At 50.1% G+C, this 22,566-nt stretch carries 18 protein-coding genes; 7 read left to right on the forward strand and 11 right to left on the reverse strand.

Annotated features, from left to right (window positions below; all coding sequences use genetic code 11):
• Positions 1 to 2: 2 nt before the first annotated feature.
• Genes DXV75_RS01605 through DXV75_RS01615 form a run of 3 tightly spaced genes read right to left on the reverse strand, consistent with a single transcriptional unit; the run spans position 3 to position 3,133 of the window.
• Positions 3 to 911, reverse strand: a complete 909-nt coding sequence (locus DXV75_RS01605; protein ID WP_115591472.1) for an XrtA-associated tyrosine autokinase — start codon at positions 909 to 911, stop codon at positions 3 to 5.
• Entirely contained in the window at positions 908 to 2,479 is a 1,572-nt protein-coding gene (locus DXV75_RS01610) for an XrtA system polysaccharide chain length determinant (RefSeq protein ID WP_115591473.1), read from the reverse strand. The genes DXV75_RS01605 and DXV75_RS01610 overlap by 4 nt, the downstream gene beginning before the upstream one ends.
• A 21-nt stretch (positions 2,480 to 2,500) precedes the next feature.
• Positions 2,501 to 3,133: an XrtA/PEP-CTERM system exopolysaccharide export protein gene (locus DXV75_RS01615; protein ID WP_115591474.1), complete on the reverse strand. Its 633-nt coding sequence runs from the start codon at positions 3,131 to 3,133 to the stop codon at positions 2,501 to 2,503.
• Between the two features lie 149 nt (positions 3,134 to 3,282).
• Between DXV75_RS01615 and DXV75_RS01620 the strand changes: the two genes are divergently transcribed.
• The 7 genes from DXV75_RS01620 to DXV75_RS01650 are packed head-to-tail and all read left to right on the forward strand — an operon-like array spanning position 3,283 to position 12,599.
• Positions 3,283 to 4,695, forward strand: coding sequence for a TIGR03013 family XrtA/PEP-CTERM system glycosyltransferase (locus DXV75_RS01620; protein ID WP_115591475.1), 1,413 nt, complete (start codon positions 3,283 to 3,285; stop codon positions 4,693 to 4,695).
• Between the two features lie 18 nt (positions 4,696 to 4,713).
• Positions 4,714 to 5,559 carry an XrtA system polysaccharide deacetylase gene (locus DXV75_RS01625; protein WP_115591476.1) on the forward strand — a complete coding sequence of 282 codons (846 nt, stop codon included), beginning with the start codon at positions 4,714 to 4,716 and terminating at the stop codon, positions 5,557 to 5,559.
• A 22-nt stretch (positions 5,560 to 5,581) separates the two neighbouring features.
• Positions 5,582 to 7,060 carry an exosortase A gene (gene xrtA, locus DXV75_RS01630; RefSeq protein ID WP_115591477.1) on the forward strand — a complete coding sequence of 493 codons (1,479 nt, stop codon included), beginning with the start codon at positions 5,582 to 5,584 and terminating at the stop codon, positions 7,058 to 7,060.
• A 12-nt stretch (positions 7,061 to 7,072) separates the two neighbouring features.
• Positions 7,073 to 9,313 (forward strand): hypothetical protein, encoded by a 2,241-nt coding sequence (locus DXV75_RS01635; protein WP_115591478.1) that lies wholly within the window; start codon positions 7,073 to 7,075, stop codon positions 9,311 to 9,313.
• Positions 9,310 to 10,473 (forward strand): glycosyltransferase family 4 protein, encoded by a 1,164-nt coding sequence (locus DXV75_RS01640; RefSeq protein ID WP_115591479.1) that lies wholly within the window; start codon positions 9,310 to 9,312, stop codon positions 10,471 to 10,473. Before DXV75_RS01635 ends, DXV75_RS01640 begins: the two co-directional genes overlap by 4 nt.
• Before the next feature lie 46 nt (positions 10,474 to 10,519).
• On the forward strand, positions 10,520 to 11,341 hold the full coding sequence (locus DXV75_RS01645) for a hypothetical protein (protein ID WP_115591480.1): 822 nt from the start codon (positions 10,520 to 10,522) through the stop codon (positions 11,339 to 11,341).
• Position 11,342: 1 nt separating this feature from the next.
• Entirely contained in the window at positions 11,343 to 12,599 is a 1,257-nt protein-coding gene (locus tag DXV75_RS01650) for a right-handed parallel beta-helix repeat-containing protein (RefSeq protein ID WP_115591481.1), read from the forward strand.
• A 62-nt stretch (positions 12,600 to 12,661) separates the two neighbouring features.
• Here the strand turns inward: DXV75_RS01650 and DXV75_RS01655 are convergent, their stop codons facing one another.
• From DXV75_RS01655 to asnB, 8 genes are all read right to left on the reverse strand, one after another.
• Positions 12,662 to 13,507, reverse strand: coding sequence for a hypothetical protein (locus DXV75_RS01655; protein ID WP_115591482.1), 846 nt, complete (start codon positions 13,505 to 13,507; stop codon positions 12,662 to 12,664).
• A complete protein-coding gene (locus tag DXV75_RS01660; RefSeq protein ID WP_181898319.1) occupies positions 13,497 to 14,462 on the reverse strand; it encodes a glycosyltransferase family 2 protein in 966 nt (321 codons plus the stop codon). Before DXV75_RS01660 ends, DXV75_RS01655 begins: the two co-directional genes overlap by 11 nt.
• On the reverse strand, positions 14,455 to 15,573 hold the full coding sequence (locus DXV75_RS01665; protein ID WP_115591484.1) for a glycosyltransferase: 1,119 nt from the start codon (positions 15,571 to 15,573) through the stop codon (positions 14,455 to 14,457). Before DXV75_RS01665 ends, DXV75_RS01660 begins: the two co-directional genes overlap by 8 nt.
• A gap of 100 nt (positions 15,574 to 15,673) precedes the next feature.
• Positions 15,674 to 17,197, reverse strand: a complete 1,524-nt coding sequence (locus tag DXV75_RS01670; protein WP_181898320.1) for an oligosaccharide flippase family protein — start codon at positions 17,195 to 17,197, stop codon at positions 15,674 to 15,676.
• A gap of 63 nt (positions 17,198 to 17,260) precedes the next feature.
• Positions 17,261 to 18,169, reverse strand: a complete 909-nt coding sequence (locus tag DXV75_RS01675; RefSeq protein WP_115591486.1) for a glycosyltransferase — start codon at positions 18,167 to 18,169, stop codon at positions 17,261 to 17,263.
• A gap of 50 nt (positions 18,170 to 18,219) precedes the next feature.
• Complete coding sequence (locus DXV75_RS01680; RefSeq protein WP_115591487.1) at positions 18,220 to 19,506, reverse strand: O-antigen ligase family protein; 1,287 nt, start codon at positions 19,504 to 19,506, stop codon at positions 18,220 to 18,222.
• A 68-nt stretch (positions 19,507 to 19,574) separates the two neighbouring features.
• Positions 19,575 to 20,684, reverse strand: a complete 1,110-nt coding sequence (locus DXV75_RS01685) for a glycosyltransferase (RefSeq protein WP_115591488.1) — start codon at positions 20,682 to 20,684, stop codon at positions 19,575 to 19,577.
• Positions 20,674 to 22,554, reverse strand: a complete 1,881-nt coding sequence (gene asnB / locus DXV75_RS01690; protein ID WP_115591489.1) for an asparagine synthase (glutamine-hydrolyzing) — start codon at positions 22,552 to 22,554, stop codon at positions 20,674 to 20,676. The genes DXV75_RS01685 and asnB overlap by 11 nt, the downstream gene beginning before the upstream one ends.
• Positions 22,555 to 22,566 lie beyond the last annotated feature (12 nt).

Raw genomic sequence — 22,566 nt, forward strand, 5'->3', positions numbered from 1 at the left:
AACTACTCTTCACGCTCCGCGTAGTAATACCCATAATATCCGGTTCCCTCCGCGTCATTATTGACGGATTTATTCACCACAAAACCGATCGCCATGTTGGGGTTCAAGCGCTCAACAGCATGGCGGATATCGGAAAGTTTGGATTTACCCTCTTCGGTAACCACAACCGCCTGGCCGGCAAAATTTGCCAGTACAGCTGACTCGGTAATACCAATCAGGGGAGGGGTATCGAATATCACGATACGATCAGGGTAGCGGTTGGCAAACTCGTTAACCGTATCCTGCATCTTCTGGCTGGCGAGCAACTCGGTAGAGAGATGATGAGAACGCCCGGCCGGAATGATTTTCAGCTTGTCGACGTTGGTGTGGTAGAGCACATCCGAGATATCTTCCACTTCACCCAGCAGGTATTCCATCAGGCCGGCTCTTTTTTCCAGCCCCAGAGTGTTGAGTACATTGGGCTTGAGCACATCCGCATCCACCAGCAGTACCGTCTTGTCCTGTTCTGAGGCGATACTCAGAGCCAGATTGGCGGCAGTGAAGGTTTTACCTTCGGACGGCCGGCCACTGGTAACCATGATAATGTTGCTGTTATTCAGGGTGGAAGAGATCGGCCCAAACGCATTGCCGATCAGCTTGCGTTTGATTTCCCGGTATTCTTCGTTGATTTGGGTACGGGCGCCCGTCAAAGAAATAAGGCCTTTAGAGGCCAGTTTCTCCAGATCTATCTCAAATGGTTTGGTTTCTGGCAGTTTTTCGGGCTGTTGCTGAGGCGCCCGGGCCGGTTTGACTGGCACAGCCTCAGAGGCGGTCTGGCTGACCGCTGCCGCTTTCTCCAGGGTTGTGGCTTTCTCAGCGTCACGCTTGGCCTGCTGCTGCCTTTGCAGCGCTTTTTCTATGGTACTGCTCATGACAAGATGCTCTGCATTAGGTTGATGCTCATCATCTCTGCGCCTACCAGCACGCCATACAGTGCCAGAATAACGCCCGAAGATAATGCAAATACAGCCACCCGCGTGCGGTTAACGTTGCGGATATGTTTTACATTTAAATGGCTTACTGAGCCCCAGACCGGATAGTCGGTAATCTGGCTCAGCTGTTTGGCCCGGATAAGTACCGGCGAAAGCTGGCTTATCAGGAATGCCAGTGCAATGCCTGCACCAAAGCCCACTATCAGTACCCCGGTATACAGCAATACCCGTTTGGGGCCAGACGGCTTGAGTGGCTTGAGCGGGGGCTCGATTATTCTGAACTGCAGTTCTTCTGACGACACGTCTGCACGACGGGACAGGTCTGCTGATTCGCGGCGTGACAGCAGTTCTTCGTATTTTTGCTTGGTAATGCCATAGTCCCGGTTCAGGGACGCAGATTCCGCTTCAATTTGCGGCACCAAATCGATTTTTGAATTTAAATCAGCAATTTTACGCTCGAGATCCTGCTCTTTTACCCGCAATGAGGCAATGGTGCTCTCCAGACGGCTGATTTCAAGTTTGAGTTCGCGGTTGAGTTCACCCACCGGCTCATTGCTGTCGGAAGTATCCTGGCTCAGGAAGGCGTCAATTTCTTTCTGGCGAGCCTGGGTCAGACTGTCGAGCAGCGCCTGGGTCTCCATCACATCCGGGTGCAGGTCAGTAAAGCGCAACTTAAGACGATCCATTTCTTCTTCGAGCGCTTTAATACGCTCGTCGTAACGGGTGCGCAATACGGTATCGCCTTCATTGGTAACGGCAAATCCGTCAGCCGCTTTAGTGCTGGAAAGCTGGTTTTTGAGTGATTCTACCTGTTGCTGGGTTTGCCTGATCTGCAGCAGAGTGGCTTCCTGTTCCGCATTCAGCTGTTGCAAACGGGAGTAGAAGGACCCCTGAACGGGCAAAATATCGTTGTACTGGCGTTTAAAGTCAGACAGCCTTTGCTCCGCTTCGGCCAGCCGGCTTTCGTATTCGGCAATCTGTTCGTCAAGAAAACGGCCCGCCGTGTCGGTATCTTTTCGGTTATTCCCAAGAGAGCCTTCAACGAATAAATCCAACGTCTCCTGTACCACTCGTTGTGCGGTGTTGGGGGATGTGGTGCGGTAGGAGATAGTGTAGATGTTGTCCCGCCCGGTGGAATTCAGATCGATGTCTTCTGCCAGGCCGTTAACCAGGGAAGTAAACTCCTGTTCGGTGGCCGCAGTAATATCCAAATCGCTTTCACGGGCAATGGTTTCGAGGTTGGAGCGGCTGAGCAGTGTCCTGGCCATCATCTGGATCTCCTGATCCGGATTGGTCTGAATCGCCAGCCCGCGCAGCAAGGGCTGCAATACCGAGCGTGTGTCAACGTACACCACGGCTTTGGATTCATACTGATCCGGCATGCTTGCCACGTAGGCAAAGCCAATGGGGCAGATCACCCATGAACAGATCATCACAAAGCGTTTTTTGATCCAAATACCCTTAACATAATCAACAAGTTGATTAAGGGTTTGTTGTAAATCCTGCATGTAAAATTGTTCCGACTACGACTAGAACCAGGCTTCAGGGATGATAACAATGTCACCAGGCAGCATATCAACGTTCTCGGAGATATCGCCTTCGCGGATCAAATCATCAATGTTGATGGAAAAGGTTTGTTGCTTACCGTTTACCACGCGTACCAGTTTGGCGTTGTTGCCATCGGCAAACTCAGTTAAACCGCCAACGGCAATCATCAGGTCCAGCAGGGTCATGTGCTCTGTGTAACTGATGGCACTGGGATTGGTGGCTTCGCCAATGACCCGGACCTGCTCACTTAGCGGGCCGACAAAGTTGTTTACGCTTACGGTAACGCGGGGGTTGTTGATGTAGGTGGAAAGTTTTTCCTCAATTTCCCGCGCCAGCATGGATGGCGTCCGGCCGGCAACATCGATATCTTCCACCAGTGAAGTGGTGACTTTACCGTCAGGACGAACGATGAACTGCCCGGAAATCTCGGGGTTACGCCATACAAAAATGGTCAGGGTGTCACCGGGACCAATCAGATACTGGTAATTGTTTACATCGGTGGTCAGAGATGCCCGGGCGGTGGCCTCAGGGAGAGAACTGGTATTACTACATCCGGCGAGCAAAGTGATAGCTGTTCCAAATGCGACTTTTAACAAACGTCTAGAGCAGTACATAAGAGATCATCCTACACATCTTATGGTTAATTTTTTTAGAATATAATTTACCCTAAGGCAAATAACACTATAATGCCATCATGATACGTAGTCTATTAGAATAATAACCTTTATCATGGGTTTGCAGTTGTAGTTACAGGGGGCCAGGGGTGGCAGTAAACAGGCACAATCAAAGTAAGCGTTCAAACATACTCGTACTGAGTGAAGCGCTTCTCATCGCATACATGGGTTACATCACCCATTTCATTCTCATACATTTGTCCATCACCGCGTCCGTTTCTATTGAAAAACTGGCGGTAAACGTTGGGCTTATCACCATCTCTATCTTGTTGTGCTCACTGGCAGTGGGCCTTTACGAAGCCAAGCTGAGGGAGACTTTTCGCGGCATAATCCGACGGATCTTTGTCAGTGTAGGTTTGAGTTACTTTCTGGTTGAGGTGGTCAGCAGGGCGTTTTTTGAACACCTGATCATGGACTCCTACTTCCTGCCTGCGGCCATGTCGGCCATTGTGATTTCTCTGGTGGTATTTCGTTATTTTACCAATCGTCTGGGTTTACTGGGGCTAGGCAAGGCGCGAATTGTCATCCTCGGGGCCGGTGAGCGGGCTTCGATTATTGAAAAGCGCATGCGCCGTGATGTTGACCGCATCGGTTTTGAATTACTTGGGTTTATTCCCATTCCCGGTGACAACCGTGAAGAGGGCATCAAAAAAGAAAAAATCATTCACGTTAAAGTGGATGAAAATTTCCAGCAGTTTATTGCCGACAACGATATTGAAGAAATCGTTATTGCCTGCGACCAGCGCCGAGGAACTTTGCCCATCGATGTACTGTTCGAGTGCCGTTTGCGCGGCATTGAAGTCACCGACCTGCTGGATTTCATGGAGCGGGAAACCGGCCAGATTGTGGTGAATCTGATGTATCCGAGCTGGGTGATATACTCCAACGGCTTTCACAGCCAGAACTATCTGCGTGATGCGCTGGATTACAGCCTCAATGCATTTCTTGCCACCCTGGTGCTGTTTTTCACCTGGCCTTTCATGGCGCTGACGGCATTCATTATTTATCTGGATGATGGTCGGCGTACCGGTACCTCGGTATTCTACAAACAGGAGCGGGTAGGCCTGAACGGCAAGCTGTTCAAGATCATTAAATTCCGCAGCATGCGCCCGGACGCTGAAAAAGACGGTGCCAAATGGGCCAGCAAAAACGATGACCGCGTTACCAGGATTGGTCATTTTATTCGCAAGTACCGCATCGACGAACTGCCCCAACTGTTCAACGTGTTCAAAGGCGAAATGGCTTTTATTGGCCCGCGCCCGGAACGCCCGGAATTTGTTGAAAAGCTGGTGCGGGAAGTGCCGTATTACAATCAGCGTCATAATGTGAAACCTGGTCTGGCAGGCTGGGCCCAGCTCAATTACCCCTATGGGGCAAGTGTGGAAGATTCTATGGAGAAGCTGAAATTTGACCTTTACTACGTCAAACACCAAAGCTTGCTGCTGGATATTCTGATTCTCATCCGTACCGTGGAAGTGGTGCTGTTTGGTAAAGGGCGCTAGTGCTCAAGGTGTTTTAACATGCAGTCAAAAAAAGAGTCTCGCCTCAATGCCATGACGGTAGACGTGGAAGATTACTTTCAGGTTTCCGCATTTGAAGATGTCATTTCTCAGGATGGTTGGGATTTTATGCGTCTGCGTGTTGGGGAGAATACGCACCGCTTGCTCGATCTGTTCGCTGAACATGGGGTTAAATCGACTTTCTTTACCTTAGGTTGGGTTGCCAGGCGTTGCCCGGAAGTGATCAAGCGCATAGTGGACGAGGGTCATGAACTGGCCAGTCATGGTCTGGCTCACCAGCGCGCCACCACCATGACCGAAGCGGAATTCCGCGACGATGTCAGCACCAGCAAGGCGATCCTCGAAGACATTGGTGGCGTGAAGGTAGACGGTTACCGCGCACCGAGTTTTTCCGTCAATGAGTCAAATACCTGGGTTTATGAAGTGCTCAGTGAGTTAGGGTTTACTTACTCTTCCAGCACATACCCTATTGAACATGATCTTTACGGTGTACCGCACTGGCCGAGGTTCAAACACCAGCGTCCGGAAGGGATTACCGAGATCCCCATTCCTACCGTAAGAAACAACGACACCAACACAGGGATAGGCGGTGGCGGCTACTTCCGCCTGTATCCCTATTGGCTTTCACGGCGTCGCATAGAGCGTTTTTTCAAACAGGAAAGTGCGCCATACAGTTTCTATTTCCACCCGTGGGAAATTGATGCTCAGCAGCCTCGCATTAACAACGCACCATTGAAATCGCGTTTTCGCCATTACGTGAACCTCTCCCGTATGGAAGGTAAGCTGGTAAAACTGCTGAAAGATTACCGCTGGGGTACCATGAAACAGGCTTACGAGCTCGAATAAGCGCGGAAAACAGGCAGTCTCCATGAAGTGGTTTAGGGAAGAACGTAATGACTGGCAATGGGCTATAGGGCTTACTGCAATACTGTGGCTGGCATTCTGCTGGCAGGGGCTGTGGACGGCGGCGCAAATCTGGTGGGGCAATGAAATATTCAATCATGGCTTTTTCATTGTTCCCGGAGCCTTGTATCTTATCTACCTGAAACGTTATGCGTTGCAGGCCTGCGGCCTCAAAAGTACTCTTTTGCCGCTGCTGGCGATTGGACCAACTTTGCTGTTGTACGTAATTGGTATTGCCGGCGATGTGCAATTGTTCATGCACATTGCAACTTTCACCCTATTGCCTCTGCTTTTGTGGGCCTTGCTGGGTCATAGAGCGGCGTACGTGGTTGTGTTTCCGCTGTGCTTCATTCTGTTCAGCGTTCCGGTTGGTGAGCAACTGATCCCCTATTTACAGGAGATCACAGCAGATGGTTCAGTCGCCCTGCTCAAGGCAACGGGCATACCACTGTACCGCAATGGCCTTTATATCGAGATACCCCAGGGGCGGTTTCTGGTTGCAGAGGCTTGTTCCGGAGTCAGTTTTTTTATTGCCAGTATTGTCATAGGTACACTCTACGCCTATCTCAATCTGCGAAAAGCATCTAAACGCATTCTGTTCACCCTGATTTCCATCGCGTTTCCCGTAATTGCCAACATCATTCGTGTGTACGGCATCATTCTGATTGCCTACCAAACTGATATGAAACACGCTGCTGGTGCCGACCACCTCATTTATGGCTGGTTTTTCTTTGCGCTGGTGATCATGTGTTTGCTTGGCATAGGTGAACTGATGCGGGACAAAGACGCCCAGTGGGAAGCGCCGAAGCAAAGCGGCGCTCAGCTCACTGCAAAAGTGAGCAACGTCCATGTTTCGGTGCTTGCTTTACTTTTACTGTCGGGTACAGCCTGGACGGGATGGGTTCAATCCAATCTGGCCTCCTTCGCGGGGGCTGAAAGTCACTCATTCACAGTGCTTAAAAACGCGCAGTCAGGCTGCCAGAGCCGGCATGCCTGGCAGCCGGCCATGTCCAATCCAACCGCTGAGCTGATGCAGTTTATGGAGGCGGATGGCCGCTGTGAAATCCAGTTTTACCAGGCCTGGTTTAACGGCGATGGCAATGAGCTGGTAAGCGACCTCAACCGCCTTTACGCTCAGCATGACTGGTCACTGGAGGCTTCTGCGACAGTTACTGTGCAACTGGAGAACCATCAGCTAACCCTGCCGGTAAGAAATCTGGTTTCCCCTCTGGGCAAGCGGGTGCAATTGGTGCACTGGTACGAAGTGGACGGTCAGCTGTTTTCCGGGCAAATCCAGACCAAGTTGTATCAAATTCGTAATGCACTGTTGGGTGGCAACACCCACGGCAGTGTCAAGGTGCTGGTTGCACCTGTCACTATACCTTTGGATTCGCTGACATCTCGTGTTTCCGGTCTGAATTTGAACTCTGCGGAAAGCCGATAGGCAGGCTGTAAAATGGTTTACCTTGCATACCTCCTGCCTGTAATTGTTTCATTGTCCTTTGCAGGGCTTGCGGTTTACTTGCTTGCTGCCTTTCCCATGTACCAGTGGCAGCTTGCCCTTTTCGGATTAGTGTATGCCGCAGGCAGTTGTTACTTTTCCCGCCTTTGGCTCTATGTATTACCGGTGCTCACCGTTGGTCTGAATCTGGCCCCCTGGACTGGCCGCTATGTTGCCGATGAGCTGGACTTCTTCGTCTTGCTGACACTGGCGGTTGCCAGTGCCAAGCGCGATTTTGGTGTGCATCTGGCCCAACGTAGCAAGCTTGTGGCGATTGCCTTTGTTGCACTCTGTATTTTTGTAACGCAGCCATTTGATTTTGTTGGCCTGTTTGAGCCAATGACCACCAACTTCTATCATACCCCCCTGTTTGGCGCAGCCATCCTCAAAGGCATTGTTTATGCCCTGCTACTGAGCTGGCTGCTGCAAGCCCAATTTCAGCAGCATTCCGAAAAAACGCTGAATCATTTCTTATGCGCGGGGCTGCTCACAACCTTTGTCCTGTTCGTTCTGGTTCTGTGGGAGCGGGGCATTCTGGCGACCTGGGCCTCAGATTCTGGGTTGTGGCTGAAACTGCATGCCTTGGCTAACTTCTCGTCTATTTACCGCATTACCGGCCAAATTGCGGGGATGCATACTGGCGGAGAGAGTCTGGATGGCATTCTGCTGTTTCTGGCGCCGGTTAATTTGATGGCAGTGATGTATTTTCGCTCCTCTCGCAGCAGGTTTATCAGCCTGTTGGCAATGGGCTGCCTGCTTTACTGCATTCTTGTCGGCTTTACCCGTGCTACCTACGCAGCGACCGCCATCGGCCTGGCAACCGTGGCTGCAATGTATTGGTGGAGTGTAAGGGGGCGAAACTCCGGAGCAAATGAACTTGCCACGGTTGTTCTCTATGCTGCTTTGCTGCTTGGTACTTTTCTGGTTTTTCAGCGGGCTGGCTACTACGCGCTTATCGCCTCCGGGGGGCTGTTAGTAGCAAGCCTGTGGATAACACAGCAGCGCGGGGTATTAAAAGCGGGATACTGGCCAGCGATGGTTGGTGTTGCACTGGTATTTTTGTTGATTGCTGTTAAAAGCTATCTCGATAGCCGGTGGATTGAGCAAAGTCTCGCGCAATCTGTCTGGCTGGCAGCTGGAATAATAGTCTGCCTGGTTTCAACGCTCGCCCTCGCTCGAAGGTCCCCAGAAGCCGAACCCGTCAGTCAGGTTTTATTCAGAGGGGGAGCCTATACACTGGTAGCAGCGGTGATGGTCACCAGCCTCAGCGGGTCCAGGATCACCATTCGCAATGAAACCATCTGGGCAGATTTACAAACCCGCCTGACCCACTGGCAAGCGGTTCTTGATTCCGGCGAGCCGTCACTAACGGCCCAATTCCTGGGTAATGGGCTGGGAAGCTTCCCGCTCAATCATGCTTTAAACAACATTGAAGTGGTGGCCAAAGACGGGACTTTTTCTGTTTCACAAGGGCAGGGGTTGCTTGAACTTGATTCGGGCGGCGATCTGCAGCTTGGACAAAGGGTTAATGTGACGCCCGGGGGTGAGTACAGTCTGCAGTTTCGCTACCGCGCCCGCGGGCCGGCGGGGCTTTTGGTTAAGGTTTGTCAGCGCAATCTGATTATTTTTGAACACTGGGCAGGAAATTGCACCACTGAAAAGTTCCGTTTTGAACCTTCGCAGGAATTCAAAACCGTTTCAAAGCAAATCAAGCTGGATTCTTTTGATGCATCAGCTTTTGCGCTGCCCGCTACTTTTCTGATTGGACAGAATAACAGCAGCGGCAAAACCGGGCTGACCGGCCTGGCTCTGCTGGATGGCACAGGCAACAATCTGATCAGCAACGGAGACTTTTCGGCTGGTATGGATCAGTGGTTTTTTTATCACGATTTTTCCCACCTTCCCTGGCACATAAAAAATCTCTATGTGAGTGTTTACTACCAGCTTGGGTTTCTTGGCTGCGTTCTTTTTGTGGTGATATGTGTCATGGGAATTGGCCGTTACCGTCACTCTGGTACAGTGGCTGAAGGGGCGTTGCGCATTACATTTCTGGGTATTTTAGCCGCTTATCTGGCATTTGGCTTTTTCGGCGATCCTACTGATTCTGCGCGAGCCAACATGTGGTTTTATCTGGCGGTTTTTACACAGGCACTGTTACTGAAAGCACACTCGGAAGTGGGAGAGCTAAAGCGATGAAAAAGGTACTGGTGTTAACCGAGAACTTTCCACCCATTGAAGGCGGAAGCGGGCGCTGGTTCTGGGAGTTGTATTCCCGATTACCCCGGGAGCAGGTGCTGATAGTTGCTCATAGTGAGGACGGGGCGAGCAAATTCGACCAATCACACAATCTCAATATAATCAGAATGCCGCTTCGTTGCCCTGAGTGGGGACTGAAAAGCCTTACTGGTCTGAAATTTTATTTTCAAACCATTAGGCAGCTGCGCAGCATCATAAAGCAGAATGGGATTACCGAAATCCACTGTGGGCGGGTAATTCATGAGGGCGTAACCGCCTGGTTACTGAATCTGGTTTTTGGCATTCCGTACCGCTGTTTTGTGCACGGAGAAGATGTGGAGTGTGCTGCAAGCAGCCGGGAGCAGGCTTGGTTGGTCAGGCAGGTATGCAAGCGGGCCCGCAATCTTATCTGCAACAGTCAGAATTCCGCCGGACTGGTTGAATCACTGGGGTTTGGAAACGCTGGGCAATGTGCTGTGCTGAACCCAGGTGTGGATACCAACCAGTTTTTGCCAGCTGCGCCAGATTTGGATTTTCGCGCACAGATGGGCTGGACAGACAAGACTGTGCTGTTAACCGTAGGGCGGTTACAACAACGAAAAGGGCAGGACTATCTGATTGAGGCAATGCCTGCTCTGCTCAAACGTAAGCCTGATTTGTTTTATGCCATCGTCGGCAGAGGGGAGCAGCATCAAAATCTGCTGGGCAAAATTCAGCAACTCGGGCTTGAGTCAAAGGTTGTTGTGTATACCAACCTCGACGATTTGCAACTCGTGAAGTGCTATCAGCAATGCGATCTGTTTGTCCTGCCCAACCGAACCATCGGGGGGGATATTGAAGGTTTTGGCATGGTGCTGGTTGAAGCCCAGGCTTGTGGGAAACCCGTTGTGGCGGGTAATTCCGGAGGTACGGCCGAGGCGCTGGCTGACAGTGAAACTGGCAGCATTATCGATGCCGCGACGGTTGCCAGTATTGAAAAGGGTATCGGCGAGGTCCTGGAATCTTTGCCTGTCATGGACGCATCACGGCAAAGACAATTGCACGATAAAACGGCCATAAAGTTTGGCTGGAAGGGCCATGTGAAAAAATTCTCTCGTCTGGTTAATTGGGACGCGGATTGAAAACGGTGCGTAGGCCAGTAGCGGGTGAAGGTGTAGGTGGTATGAAATGAAACGGTTGTTTTCGATAGTTCTGATCGCAGTGGCAGTGATGTTGTTCGCCATCAATCTTTACGGCCTGCGAAAATCCCTCAATCCTGACGCAATATCAGCTGAGAACCTAAGATTTGGCGCGCAAGATGTTTCAATTACACCTGATCAGTTGCTGCTTGAAACGATAAAGCGAGCCGATGAATCTCCTCAGGTGTATGTGTCGAGACTCACACAGGCCATCTCAGGTGGGCTGGCGCATATTCACTGGGAGAGTTATGAACCGGGCCGGTTTAATCAGAGGGTGCCTGTGTGGGAAAACTATTTGTTGTACGCCATGGGCCTATGGTCAGGGATCCCTGAATACCAGCGATATCACTTTAGTTCGCCAGAGAAGTCGATTGAGCGTGGTATTGGCATTTGCGGGGATGCGTCCATGCTGATGTCCCAACTGCTCGACAGAAACCAGATTGCAAACAAAATCATTACCGTGCCGGGGCATGTGATGGTGGAAGTGGATTACGGTGATCGCAAACAGTTGCTCGACCCGGATTTTGGCATTGTGTTGCAGCATGACCTGGCGTTCTATCAGGCAAATCCCAAAATACTCGAACAGGAATACAACCAGGCTGGTTATACCGCAAACGGTGAAGATGTGGTGGTAAACGGCATGTCTGCCAAGGCCGGATACTGGAATGGAGTTCGCCACTTCATTACAAAAAAATATTATTTTGAGAAAATATCTTACTGGGCAATTTGGCTGATCCCGGTTTTCCTGATGTTATCGGGAGTGTTTCTTTTGCGCCGAAACTCAGCCAATTTCAGTTCGGGTGACTGCTAGGATGCTGAGCCGTATTGCCGGTTTTTTTGCAATTGTGGGGCTGCTGTCAACGGTGGTCGGCGTGACCGCATTCTTTGCAAGCGACATAACCCTTTATCAGATAGTTTCGAAATTGACCGAGCGGGGCGTCTTGGAGCCGCCTCCTGTTCAGCGGCAAACCGAGGTGGCCACTTCGGTCAGAAAAACCTTCTTTGAACCCAGAATTGAAGTGCCCCAGTCCTACCGGCGGATTAACGTGAATAATGCTGATGAGTTGCTTGGCGCCCTTAAACAAGCGGCACTGAGCAATGGAAATGCCGCCATTTTGCTGGCTTCAGGGGTATATGAGTTACAAAAAACGGTGTACGTTCAGCACGACAACATTATGGTGATGTCGGAAACCGGCGACCCTTATGACGTTGTGATTAAAGGTGGCAGCGGAAATTTGTTTCGTGTTGCGGCGAATCATTTTTATCTCGACGGGGTGACCCTGGCTGAGGCAAGAAACCATTTAATTCAAATCGCCGGTGAGTCAAACGCAAGTTACCCCATCATCAACAATTGCATATTGCAGGATGCCTACGAGCAGTTTATTAAAGTCAGCTACAACAAACACACCCCGGAAAATACTTCTGTTGGCGGCGTTGTTAAAAACAGTATCTTCCAGTTTACCCGCGGGGTAGCGCAGAACTATTACACCGGCGGCATTGACGCACTGGGTGCAGAAGGCTGGCTGGTAGAGAAGAACGTATTTCGGGATATTGCCAGCCCGAGCGGTCATATCGCTCAGCATGCAGTGCATTTTTGGGTGAATTCCGCCCATAACCGAGTTATCGGCAATTTGTTTGTGGACGTCGACAGGGCCATCGGTTTCGGTATGCCGCTGCCGCAGAACAGTGCGGTACTCAAGTATTCCCACCACGGTGGAGAAATAGCGGAGAACGTCATTTATCACTCCGACAACGGCGACCCTTTCGGCGATACGGCAATTATTCTTGAATCGGCCAGTGACGCCAGTGTGCACAATAATATTGTGTTTATGGAGCACTGGTACCCAAATGCCATCGAATACCGGTTTGAAACTTCGGTGGGCCTGCGAATTTTTGCCAATCGTGTCAATAAATCCATTGCCGCAAGAACAGGGGCTAAGGCCACACTGGCTGAAAACTCAGAGCGATTGTCACAGCAAGGCTTCCTTGCCGAATTCAACGCCATTATGGACAGGCTTGGCATTGAAACCTTGCACGAATCCATTGTGCAGTCCGCCGTAGCGGAATGAGCACAGTTACACTTCCAAACCTGTGTTGTGCTGCCGCAGTGAATTAGACATCTGGAAAACGGCTATTTGTATGGGTTACCAAATACTAAACGTTGACTATACCAGGCCAATTTTGCCAGCCAGGGGTTATCCGCTTCCAAATTGAATGTTTTTGCCACAGAGTTATAAAGCGCGGTTATTTTATGGTGCTGGAATTGCTCATCGCGGACCTCTCCGCTAACCCGCACTCTGGATGCCCGTTGGGAAAAGCACGTCACTTTTTCGTTTCTCAGCGCGTATTTCAGAAACATCTCGCTGTGAAGTGGTGTGTGGTTATGGCGGCAGTAGTCTAAAACCTGAGTAAATCGGTTGCCGTAGGCCTGGATAGCCGAATGGCCGTTCGCGACAGCAAATCGGTCGTTAACGCCTTTCCAGTGTTGCCAGTTAGGTAACTGAATCATCGGTGACTTTGATTTCAGTGCTTTAGCGATAAGGGGGCTGAGTGAATCGTGATAGCGCAAATCCGGGCGGGCAAAAATCACCACATCCGGTTGCCATTTCATCGCCAGATTGGTGACGCAGTGTAAAGACCAGAGTTGGTGGAAAAGGTTTTGTAATGACTGATACTTATCGTCGTACAGGTCACCAAAGCGGCAGATTTCCTCGAATTTGGGATTGGATAGAATATTTTTTGGCGGTTCGAGTAACACTCTGTCTGCGTTCAGAAGCTGGTATTCGTCTCGGTTCAGACCGGATTTTTCGCCACTTCTTGGGTTGTCTATGTAAGCCTGATCGAAAAAATGCGCAAAGGTTCCTGAATTGCCAAGCCGGGATGCGTGCTCAAGAATATTCTCTTTTATGCTGGCAATGGTATGAGACAGCGACCGGGTAATACCAAAAAAGCACACTGCGATTTTTTTATCCGACACTGACGACGTTTCTCCACAATGCCCGCACAAAATGAAGGTGGCTTTTCCAGCTCAACTCCGCTTTTTTGCTGCTTTTATAGAAGTTGATGAAGCTTTTGCGGTCTTCCTGGTAATACAGCTGCAAGGCAATCTGCCGTGTGTGACTGGCGATTTCCGCTTTTGTTTTGTCGTACTGTTGCTGAGATAGCTTTGTGTTGCTCAGGATATCTTCAAGAATGAACCGCCCACCCCGTAAATTGGACACAAAGGAATGCGACATGTTATCACCCTGTCTCCCCAATGTGACCAGCGTACGGTCGACAAAATAAGCCTGCCTGGTGAGGGCGGAGCGCCTTATGATATGGCTGTCTTCAGACGTCAGCACCGTATTGCGCTCAATATTATTGATGCCTTCGGAGATACCGCCAATCTTACGGTAGTGCTCTGCGGTTAATGCCTGACAGGACGTAAATATGGGCTGATAATCAAGCAACGCCAGGTAGAGGTCATCAAAGTGGTATACTGAATCGCTTACTAGATTGCTGTTGTCTGCCAGCCACTGTTGTACGAGATCTTTACTGGTGTCGATTCGCGGCCGACCTTCACCAGTTACAATGTAATTGGTAAATACATACTCTGCCTGTTGGTGTTCGAAAACGTCTAACAGAGTCTGCAGGTAATCCTGGTGCCATAGATCATCGCTGTCGCAAAAAGCCAGGTACTGCCCCTTGGCATGCTCACAGGCAATCCTTCTGGATTGGGTTTGGCGGGAGTTAGCTTTGGCAATAACCCGCAACCGCTTGTCTTTGATGGAGTCCAGAATCTCAAGAGTATTATCTGTGCTGCCGTCGTCAACCACAATCAACTCGAAGTCGCTGTAGCTTTGATTGAAAATCGCACTGGTGACAGATTCGATTAGTGATGCCCGATTGTATGCGGGCATGATGATACTGAAAACGGGCTTAGGGTCAGGCATCGTGGCATATTCCTGCTGGTACAAGTGTGGATTCATACAGATTAAGGATCTGTTTGATAAACAGCGACTGATCAAAATTCTCAACTACTCTTTCGCGGGCATTTTGTGCAATGTTTGCACGCAGGGCAGGTTGTTCGATAAGGGTAATGACGCCCTCGGCCAACTCTGCGGGCGAATGAGGCGGAACCAGTATTCCAGTGTGCTTATTCAGTGCCTCCGGAATGCCATTAACGTTGGTGGTGACAATGGCTTTGGCGCAGGCCATGGCTTCTAGAATGGTAATGGGAAAGGCCTCTTCATGGGAAGCGCACACAATAATGTCCTGATCCGCCAACAGCGACCTCACATCACTTACTTGGCCATGAAAAACAACATACTGGTCAATGTTGAGTTTTATCGCCATTGCTTTGAGCAGTGGTTCACGGGGTTGTTCCAGAATGTCACCGCCAATGATATGAAAGCGCACCTGCAACCCCTTTTGGACAATTATTCGGGCCATATTGAGAAAGTCCTCATGGCCTTTGCGTTTTTGCAGGTTGCCAATAATACCAACGTTTAGCGGTTGGTCTTCGCTACGGGGTTTGCCCGGCGAAAAATCCTCGGTGTTGATGCCGTTATGTATCACCGTGTGCCTTGCCGCCGGAACCAATTGGGACAGAAACGGGCTAAGGTTGCTTTTGAGCTCTTCACTGCAGTATATGAAACTGGCAACCGGGGATGTGCGGTCAAAGGCCCATTTCATAAAGCCTTTGTCGTAGGGAAAATGCACGTGGCAAACCATGGGAATTTTCAGCAGTTTACAAATGGGTTGCAGACTTCTGAAAGCCAGAAGGTCACCGGTATGCACAATTTCTGGTGAATATTTGCGTATCAGCCGCGCATATTGGGCGAACTGCCGTAACGTGCGGACAGGATGTAAAATTTCTGCCTGGCCGCAGCTAACGGGTTCAAAAACGGCCCCGGACTGCTGCGCTTTGAGTCCCAGTTCACCACCATCAGGAGCCAGCATGATGCAACGATAGTGAGTTTTCACGCCCTCCATAACAGAGAGGGTGACACGTTCTGCACCACCAATAACATTGACACTGTGAGCGAAGAATACGTTTTTCATCAAACCGCCAACTACCTTATGTATCTGTTAGAACGGCCCCTTTTTGCGGGAGCGTTTTATTCTGTAACCAAACCTGTCTTTATGCAGCGGCGGGCATTGTTCAACCCTGTTGTTTACCCGCTTGTATCCTGTTATCACTGAACCTCTTGTTGCTTGCCTTGTTACCCAGAGCACCTGCTATTTTTTGCGCATAGTTATACAGGGTTGAAAATTCACCAATGTGTTTTTTCAGCATCAGAACATAGGTTATCGAAAACAGACCGTATGCCAGCGCGTAGGCCCCACCATGCAGGATTAGTTCTATAATCACCGGTGAATCCGGCATGTCGGGCAGCAAAGCCATGAACTCCAGGCTGAACAGGGCGGATAAAATCAGTGGAATAAACAGCAGCAGCATGCGAAACAGGTTGCGAGGCCCGGTGTAAGCGCTGACTGTTACAATCAATAAACTGAAACTGAACACATTTTCCAGCGAAACTCGGATGCCGGTAAACAGAACCAGGTTGTCCAGCCCGGCGAGATACAAGGTGGAATAAATGCCAGTAAAGGCAAAGATTTCATAAATGAATATGTACTTGGTATGACCGTATATGATCATCAGCCTGTTGGCCTGATGGAAGGCAACAAAAGCCGGAATGAGCAAGGAAAACAGTGAGAACAGATAGGCATATTCTACCCACTGGTTACCAAGTAACAATTCCACCAGCGGTTCGCTTTTGGTGTAGCAGAAAACGGCAACCGGAATGGCAATTAGCAATGCGGTGAAGGTAGAAACATTCAGGCTGGTTCTGAAATGTTCGGCTGAATCTTTAATGGACGACAACTGCCGGAGAAGGGGTTCAGTGGCCGGGCCAAGCACCAGGATATTGGGCAGGAAGGCAATGTATTTCATTACATTGTACTGCCCCAGCTGGTTTTGCGAAAAGCCGGACGCAACCAGGAATGTATCCAGTTGAGTACGTCCGTATCCAAGAGAGGCCTGGGCTATTAACCAGATCGAGAAGCCAAATTGTTCCCGCATATTTGTCAGGCAGAATCTTGGCCGGTGGGAGTGAACAAAATAGCTGCCTGTGACCTTGGTCAGAATGGAAATAAACTGCCCGATGACCAGTGCCCAGTAGCTTTCGAAAATCAACGCAATTGATATGGCACTGGCGACCGCGAGAACCTTACCGCACAGGTTGTTGATCACAATGGGCAGCAAGTGCTGCTCTCTGCGCAACAGGTTAAGGCCTGGATTTTCCAACCCGCTGACCACGGTGGTAAATGCATAAAAATACAGAATTTGTGTCAGGCGTACATCGCCAAAATAGTCGGCGACATGGGGGGCCGATACTACCGTTACCGCAGCGATTAACGCTTTGAGGGCCAGGTTGATGGTCCAGCTGGTGTTGAGCATGTCGTCATTAATGTCATTGGCCCGCAGCAGATAGTGCTGGCCACCGGTCTGCCCCAGTATGGATACAAAACCAAAGAATATCGTGGCCATGGCAACCAGACCAAAATCCTCGGGCACCAGCACCCTGGCCAGTACGAGGGTACTTATCAGGCCCACAGATTTTTCGATGAACGACTGGGCGACGGACAAAATACTGGCCAGCAGACCTTTCTTCAATTGCGGCACAAAAATATCTACCTTGAAACTAACTCTGTTATTTGATTGTTGAGGTACTCAGGTCTGAGTACCTCAACGGTTTTGTGCTGACGCACTCTTTAATACCCCGGTATTTGGCCTGGCTTTTTTGAGGAGCTTCGCAAGGCGCTTTCTGACCAGGTACCGTTTTACTTTGCCTAGGTGTGCGGTGTCGGAAACGAAATTTTGCTCAATTTTACAATTGATTTCATACATATCCGCGGGCCAATCCTGAACACTCAATTGCTCCAGGTAGATTTCCTGAATTTTGCCCAGTTCATACCGTGCAATCCGGTTGATATACAGGTTAATGTCGCTGAGTTTGAAGACCGAGAGGCTGTCGAATTCGTAGCCAACGTTATTTTTGTAAGTCACCCGGTTGGGCAGATTGTAATTAAAGAATTTCAGGTCCGTATTCACCGCTTTGGTCAGAAAGGAATCAATCCAGTTCAGACCTATGGGCAGTCTGAAGCTGTCTTCCCTCACTCTTTCAAGAAACTGGCGTTTCAAGCCATACAGGTTTCCGAAAAAGCAGGAGCGCTCAACGATGAGCTCGCGGTAGAAATCGAGATTTCTGCCGGAAAGTGGCATGCCTGCAACAGCAACGGTTTCATCCGGTGTTTGCAACAGGGTCTGTGCAAGTTGTGTAAAGCTGTTTTGTGAAAAGCAGACGTCTGCGTCAACAAAAAAATGCACATCTGCGTCATCTGCCAGGTTATGTGTGTAGTGGTTCCAGGCATTGCACTTGTCACCCAGTTCCAGGTCGACGATTCGCAGTTTTTCAAGCCCCTGCTTTTGTTTAAGCTCATTGAGAACCGTAACGGTATTGTCACTGCAACCATTCGCAATAACGGTCAGGTAACCCAGAGAGGCGTCAACATTGGCAAAGACGCTCGATACTGAACGCGCGATGTTTTTTTCTTCGTTGTAGGCGAACATGGTTATATTGTATTTGCCGACCATAGGCCTCTCCGTTCCCAAAGGTTAATTCCAAGCGTGGTTTGCATGCTCATTCAGGTTGCCGCCAGAGGTTCCTGGCTTGTACCAGCGCTGTGCCGTATGGTGTTGAAATAGCAGATGCACAAACACATAAGCAGATAATAAAAGGGTTCAAACACCAACATATCCAAAAATAATGCACCGACAAAATATCCAGCCATGCCGATAAATGCAGCATTGGAGTAATAGCGAATTGTTTCATCCTTGGAACTGTTTTGTGTGTGTCTGTGCATTCGAAACGCGCACACAAATATATACAGATACAGAATGCCGCTGAGTATCCCGCTGCCTGCCGCAAAGGTGATCAGTGTGTTGTGCGCAACGTGGGGAGAGCGGCCCGGATATTCAATGTCCGAAGCAATTTTAAAGCGGTGCAGACCCACACCCAGAATGGGGTGATTGAGTATCAAATCTTTACCGACCAGCCAGGAGACAATCCGTGGGTTTATGGGTTCCTGGGTACTTGCGCTGGAATTTGTCACCATCTCTTGCGATCGGCTAAGTACATTGCCGCCCTGATAAATAACGACAACCAGAAACCCGGCGATAATCGAGTAGGTGAAAAATTTGGATTTTACCGTTCGCGCACACAGCAGCACCGCCACGCCCAGTGCCAGCAGCGCGCCCCGGGAGCCAGTCATAAGAATGCTGTGCATGATCAACCCCAGCGCCAAAACCATGGTCGCTTTTATCACAATGTTTTTAAAATGGAAAAAGCCCAGCAGGACATAAGGAACGCAGACGACAAACAGAACAGCAAATTTATTGTTGTCGTTGTAGGCGCCTTTTGATGGCCCGGTAAGCCTTCCAGACTGAAAATGGCTCCAGTCTCCGGTGAAATAAGCCAGGTTGGCGTCAAAGCCGTAATAAGCGCCGCTTAATAAGAAGCTGAAACCCAGAAACTTGAGTGCCCGCTCATTGGTAAGCAATGGAAGGCAGGCGAAATACAATAAAATGATGGTATTGAACAGTTCCTGAAAAAGATCTGCGGGGATGCCTCCGGGGTAGGGCGCAAACCAGTGAGACAGATTTACCATCAGCGCAAGCAACATCAGTGCTTTGTTTACCGGCAGTTTATAGATGCTGAAATCAATGTTGCTTTTAAACGCCTGAATGAGCCAGGAAAGCAATACAAGACCGGCAAAAAACTTGAAGGCTGGCAGGCCCTCGAATGACCAGAACCAGACAAACTGGGGCTGCAGAATGGAGTACAGGGCATACAGCCCAGGTGCGAGCCATGGCAGCGATAACAGGGAAAGCATTGCGGCCAGCATGGCCAGGATGGTGATCAGCTTAACCAACGGCGGGCTCCCGGGTTGAAAACCAGCGGCAAATGTTTGCTTGGGTTGTTGGGATATTGAACGGCATATCAGTTCAGCGCACTGTACAGAGAACAGTATTTTTGTGACATCTGTGACACAGGAAATTTATTGTAGAATCGCTGCTCAGCCTTGCTGCCCATTTCTGCACTCAGGCTATTGCTATGAATGATTTGGTTGATTGCAGCGGCAAACGGCTGTTCATTCTGGTTTTCGGTAACAAAGCCGTTTACGGAATTCTTAATAATTTCAGCATTGCCTCCGGCGTCGGTAACCACGCAGGGTTTGCCCAGCGACATTGCCTCTAGCAATGTCATAGAAGTTCCCTCGCTCAGCGATGAAAGCAGAAAGATGTCCATTGCCGCCTGAAGGTCCGCAGGGTTGGGCTGGTAGCCGGTGAGAACAACTCTGTGGCCGATACCGAGGCTGGCAATTTTTGCTTCAATGTTTTGCCTTTCATCGCCATCCCCGACCATTACCAGCCAGGTATCAGGGAATTCCTTGAGGACCAGGGCAAATGCATCCAGCATCATTGCATGGTTTTTAATTGGGTCGAAGCGGGCGATGGTGCCCAGTACTTTAGCGTCTTTCGGGATCCCCAAAGCTTCTTTGGTTTCGGGCACCTTACTCATATCCACTTCCAGCGGCTTTATGCCGTTGTAGATAACTTCGATTTTATCTCTGGGAATGTATTCAAACTCGACTAACGCTTCCTTGGTAGCTTTGGAGATGGCGGTTACCTGGTTGGTGAACTTCATCAGAAGCGGGTTGACCAGTTTGCGCTTCCAGGAACTCGAATCCGGATAAAAACGCCCATGCTCGGTGAATATCACTTTTGCCTTGGTAAAAGCCGCGGCGAGCGCTCCATACACCCAGGGGGTGTATTGGTGGCAGTGCACCACATCGATTTGGTTTTCTAGGATGTGCTTGCGGATAGTTTTTACCAAACTGGTATCAAAGCCCGGTTGCCGTTCATGGGTTGTGATTGCAATGCCGCTTTCCTGCAGTTCTTTACCCCAGGGCCCAAGAGGGGCTTCAATGCAAAATATCGACATGTCGAATTCTGAAGGGTCAGTGCCTTCGATGATGTTTTTGATCACCATTTCCGTACCGCCAATACGCATGTCGTAGGTGATGTGGAGTACCTTGCTACGCGGCATATTTGTTCCACCACATCTGGTACATCAGCATGCTCCAGAGCACGGCTCCGTGGTCCTGTTTTGCGGACTGATGCTGGTTCCAGAGCTTTTCAATCGCCGACTGGCTGAAGATTTCCGTCAGTCCGCCTTCAGAGTTCAGCAGAGCCTTTTCTGCGGTTTGTTTCAGTTCGTTTCTGAACCATTCTGCCAGCGGCACTGAGAAGCCCATTTTCTTTCTGTACAGCAAGGATTCGGGTATGAATGGCTTAAAAACTTCCTTGAGCAGGTATTTCTTTTCACCCTGATTGTACTTTTGCTCTGCCGGAAGTTTGGCGGCAAATTCAGCCACCTGATAGTCGAGGATCGGCGCGCGCACTTCCAGCGAGTTGGCCATGCTGGTGCGGTCCACTTTTACCAGAATTCCGCCGGTCAAATAGGTTTTGATGTCGGTGTACAGAATTTTGCTCAAATGGTCCGGGCCATCCGCCTGGTTGTAGAAATCAACAGTGAGCTGGCTAGGGTGGTAGCCCTGCAGTTGCTGACCAATGTCGGGTTTCACCAGGCTCTGCCAAATATCGTCAGTCATCTGGCTGTTGGTAATGTAGAAGCCCATAGCCGGGTCGTGACTCAGGCTGGTCAGCAGGGATTTGGCCTTTTTACCTATGGAACCAGGAATTGTTCCTGCCAGCGTGGCTAGCCCGGGGAATAGCGTCTTCCTGACAGATTCAGGGAATTTGTTGCGTAGCTTATTCTCGATGTCATCGGTGGTGTATTTTTCGTAACCGGCGAACATTTCGTCGCCGCCATCGCCTGCCAGCGCGACCGTAACGGCCTTGCGGGCCAGCTCTGAAACAAAGAACGTGGGTACCAGAGAAGGGTCTGCAAAGGGTTCGTCAAAAAAGCTGACAATGTGTTCCAACCGCTCGGCTACGTTTTGGTGTACGGTAAATTCGTGGTGCTCGGTATGATATTTTTCCGCAATTTCGCGGGCGAAGTCGGCTTCGTTGTATTTTTCATCGTCAAAACCAATGGTGCAGGTTTTGACCGCTTGCCCGCTGGCTTCAGCCATCATGGCCACCACGCCGGAACTGTCGACGCCGCCGCTCAGGAAAGCCCCCAGAGGCACATCACTCACCATGCGTTGCCGAGTGACTTTCTCAAGCAGCGCCTTAAGTTGTTCGCAGTGCTCCGCTTCACTGAGATGGGAAGTGTGGGCGAAACTCAGGTCCCAGTACTGGTGTATGGACATGCCACTGGCATCCAGTTGCAGGTAGTGGGCGGGTGGCAGTTTATGGATATGCTTAAAAATGCTCTTGGGGTCTGGCACGTACTGGTAGGCAAAAAAATCGTATACCGCATCCAGACGAATGTCGCGGGGAATATCATTTAATGTGAGCAGGGCTTTGATTTCAGATGCAAAAGCAAAGCGGCCATTGTGGCTGAAGTAGTAGAGAGGCTTCTTGCCCAGCCGATCCCGGGCGATAAAAAGCTGTTTTGTGGTTTTGTCCCAGATGGCAAACGCAAACATGCCATTGAGCTTTGCCAGGCAGTTCGAACCTTCCCGGGCATACAGTGCCAGAATGACTTCGGTATCGGTGTGGCTGTTGAATTGGTGGCCCTCGGCTTCCAGTTCTGCTCTGAGCTCAAGAAAGTTGTAGATTTCGCCGTTGAATACAATAACCAGATTGCCGTCAGCCGAATACATAGGCTGGTTTCCGGCTTCTGAGAGGTCGAGTATGCTCAGACGGCGGTGGCACAGGCCGATGTGGTCATCGAGATAAATCCCGCCGGCATCTGGCCCCCGATGGTAAATGGCCTGACCCATCGCTTCGAGCGTTGCTTCATTTCCTTCCAAACCGTTAAATTGGCTGAATCCTGCTATGCCACACATCTTAACTGCTTC

It is taken from the genome of Alteromonas aestuariivivens, assembly GCF_003367475.1.
Lineage (GTDB): Bacteria > Pseudomonadota > Gammaproteobacteria > Enterobacterales > Alteromonadaceae > Alteromonas > Alteromonas aestuariivivens.

Bases quoted from the DNA above. Each gene is read 5' to 3' on its own strand.
- DXV75_RS01635 (WP_115591478.1), top strand. From the start codon at position 7,073: ATGGTTTACCTTGCATACCTCCTGCCTGTAATTGTTTCATTGTCCTTT.
- DXV75_RS01625 (WP_115591476.1), top strand. From the start codon at position 4,714: ATGCAGTCAAAAAAAGAGTCTCGCCTCAATGCCATGACGGTAGACGTG.
- asnB (WP_115591489.1), bottom strand. From the start codon at position 22,554: ATGTGTGGCATAGCAGGATTCAGCCAATTTAACGGTTTGGAAGGAAAT.
- DXV75_RS01665 (WP_115591484.1), bottom strand. From the start codon at position 15,573: ATGAAAAACGTATTCTTCGCTCACAGTGTCAATGTTATTGGTGGTGCA.
- DXV75_RS01610 (WP_115591473.1), bottom strand. From the start codon at position 2,479: ATGCAGGATTTACAACAAACCCTTAATCAACTTGTTGATTATGTTAAG.
- DXV75_RS01675 (WP_115591486.1), bottom strand. From the start codon at position 18,169: ATGGTCGGCAAATACAATATAACCATGTTCGCCTACAACGAAGAAAAA.
- DXV75_RS01605 (WP_115591472.1), bottom strand. From the start codon at position 911: ATGAGCAGTACCATAGAAAAAGCGCTGCAAAGGCAGCAGCAGGCCAAG.
- xrtA (WP_115591477.1), top strand. From the start codon at position 5,582: ATGAAGTGGTTTAGGGAAGAACGTAATGACTGGCAATGGGCTATAGGG.
- DXV75_RS01685 (WP_115591488.1), bottom strand. From the start codon at position 20,684: ATGCCGCGTAGCAAGGTACTCCACATCACCTACGACATGCGTATTGGC.
- DXV75_RS01615 (WP_115591474.1), bottom strand. From the start codon at position 3,133: ATGTACTGCTCTAGACGTTTGTTAAAAGTCGCATTTGGAACAGCTATC.
- DXV75_RS01650 (WP_115591481.1), top strand. From the start codon at position 11,343: ATGCTGAGCCGTATTGCCGGTTTTTTTGCAATTGTGGGGCTGCTGTCA.
- DXV75_RS01660 (WP_181898319.1), bottom strand. From the start codon at position 14,462: ATGCCTGACCCTAAGCCCGTTTTCAGTATCATCATGCCCGCATACAAT.
- DXV75_RS01645 (WP_115591480.1), top strand. From the start codon at position 10,520: ATGAAACGGTTGTTTTCGATAGTTCTGATCGCAGTGGCAGTGATGTTG.
- DXV75_RS01640 (WP_115591479.1), top strand. From the start codon at position 9,310: ATGAAAAAGGTACTGGTGTTAACCGAGAACTTTCCACCCATTGAAGGC.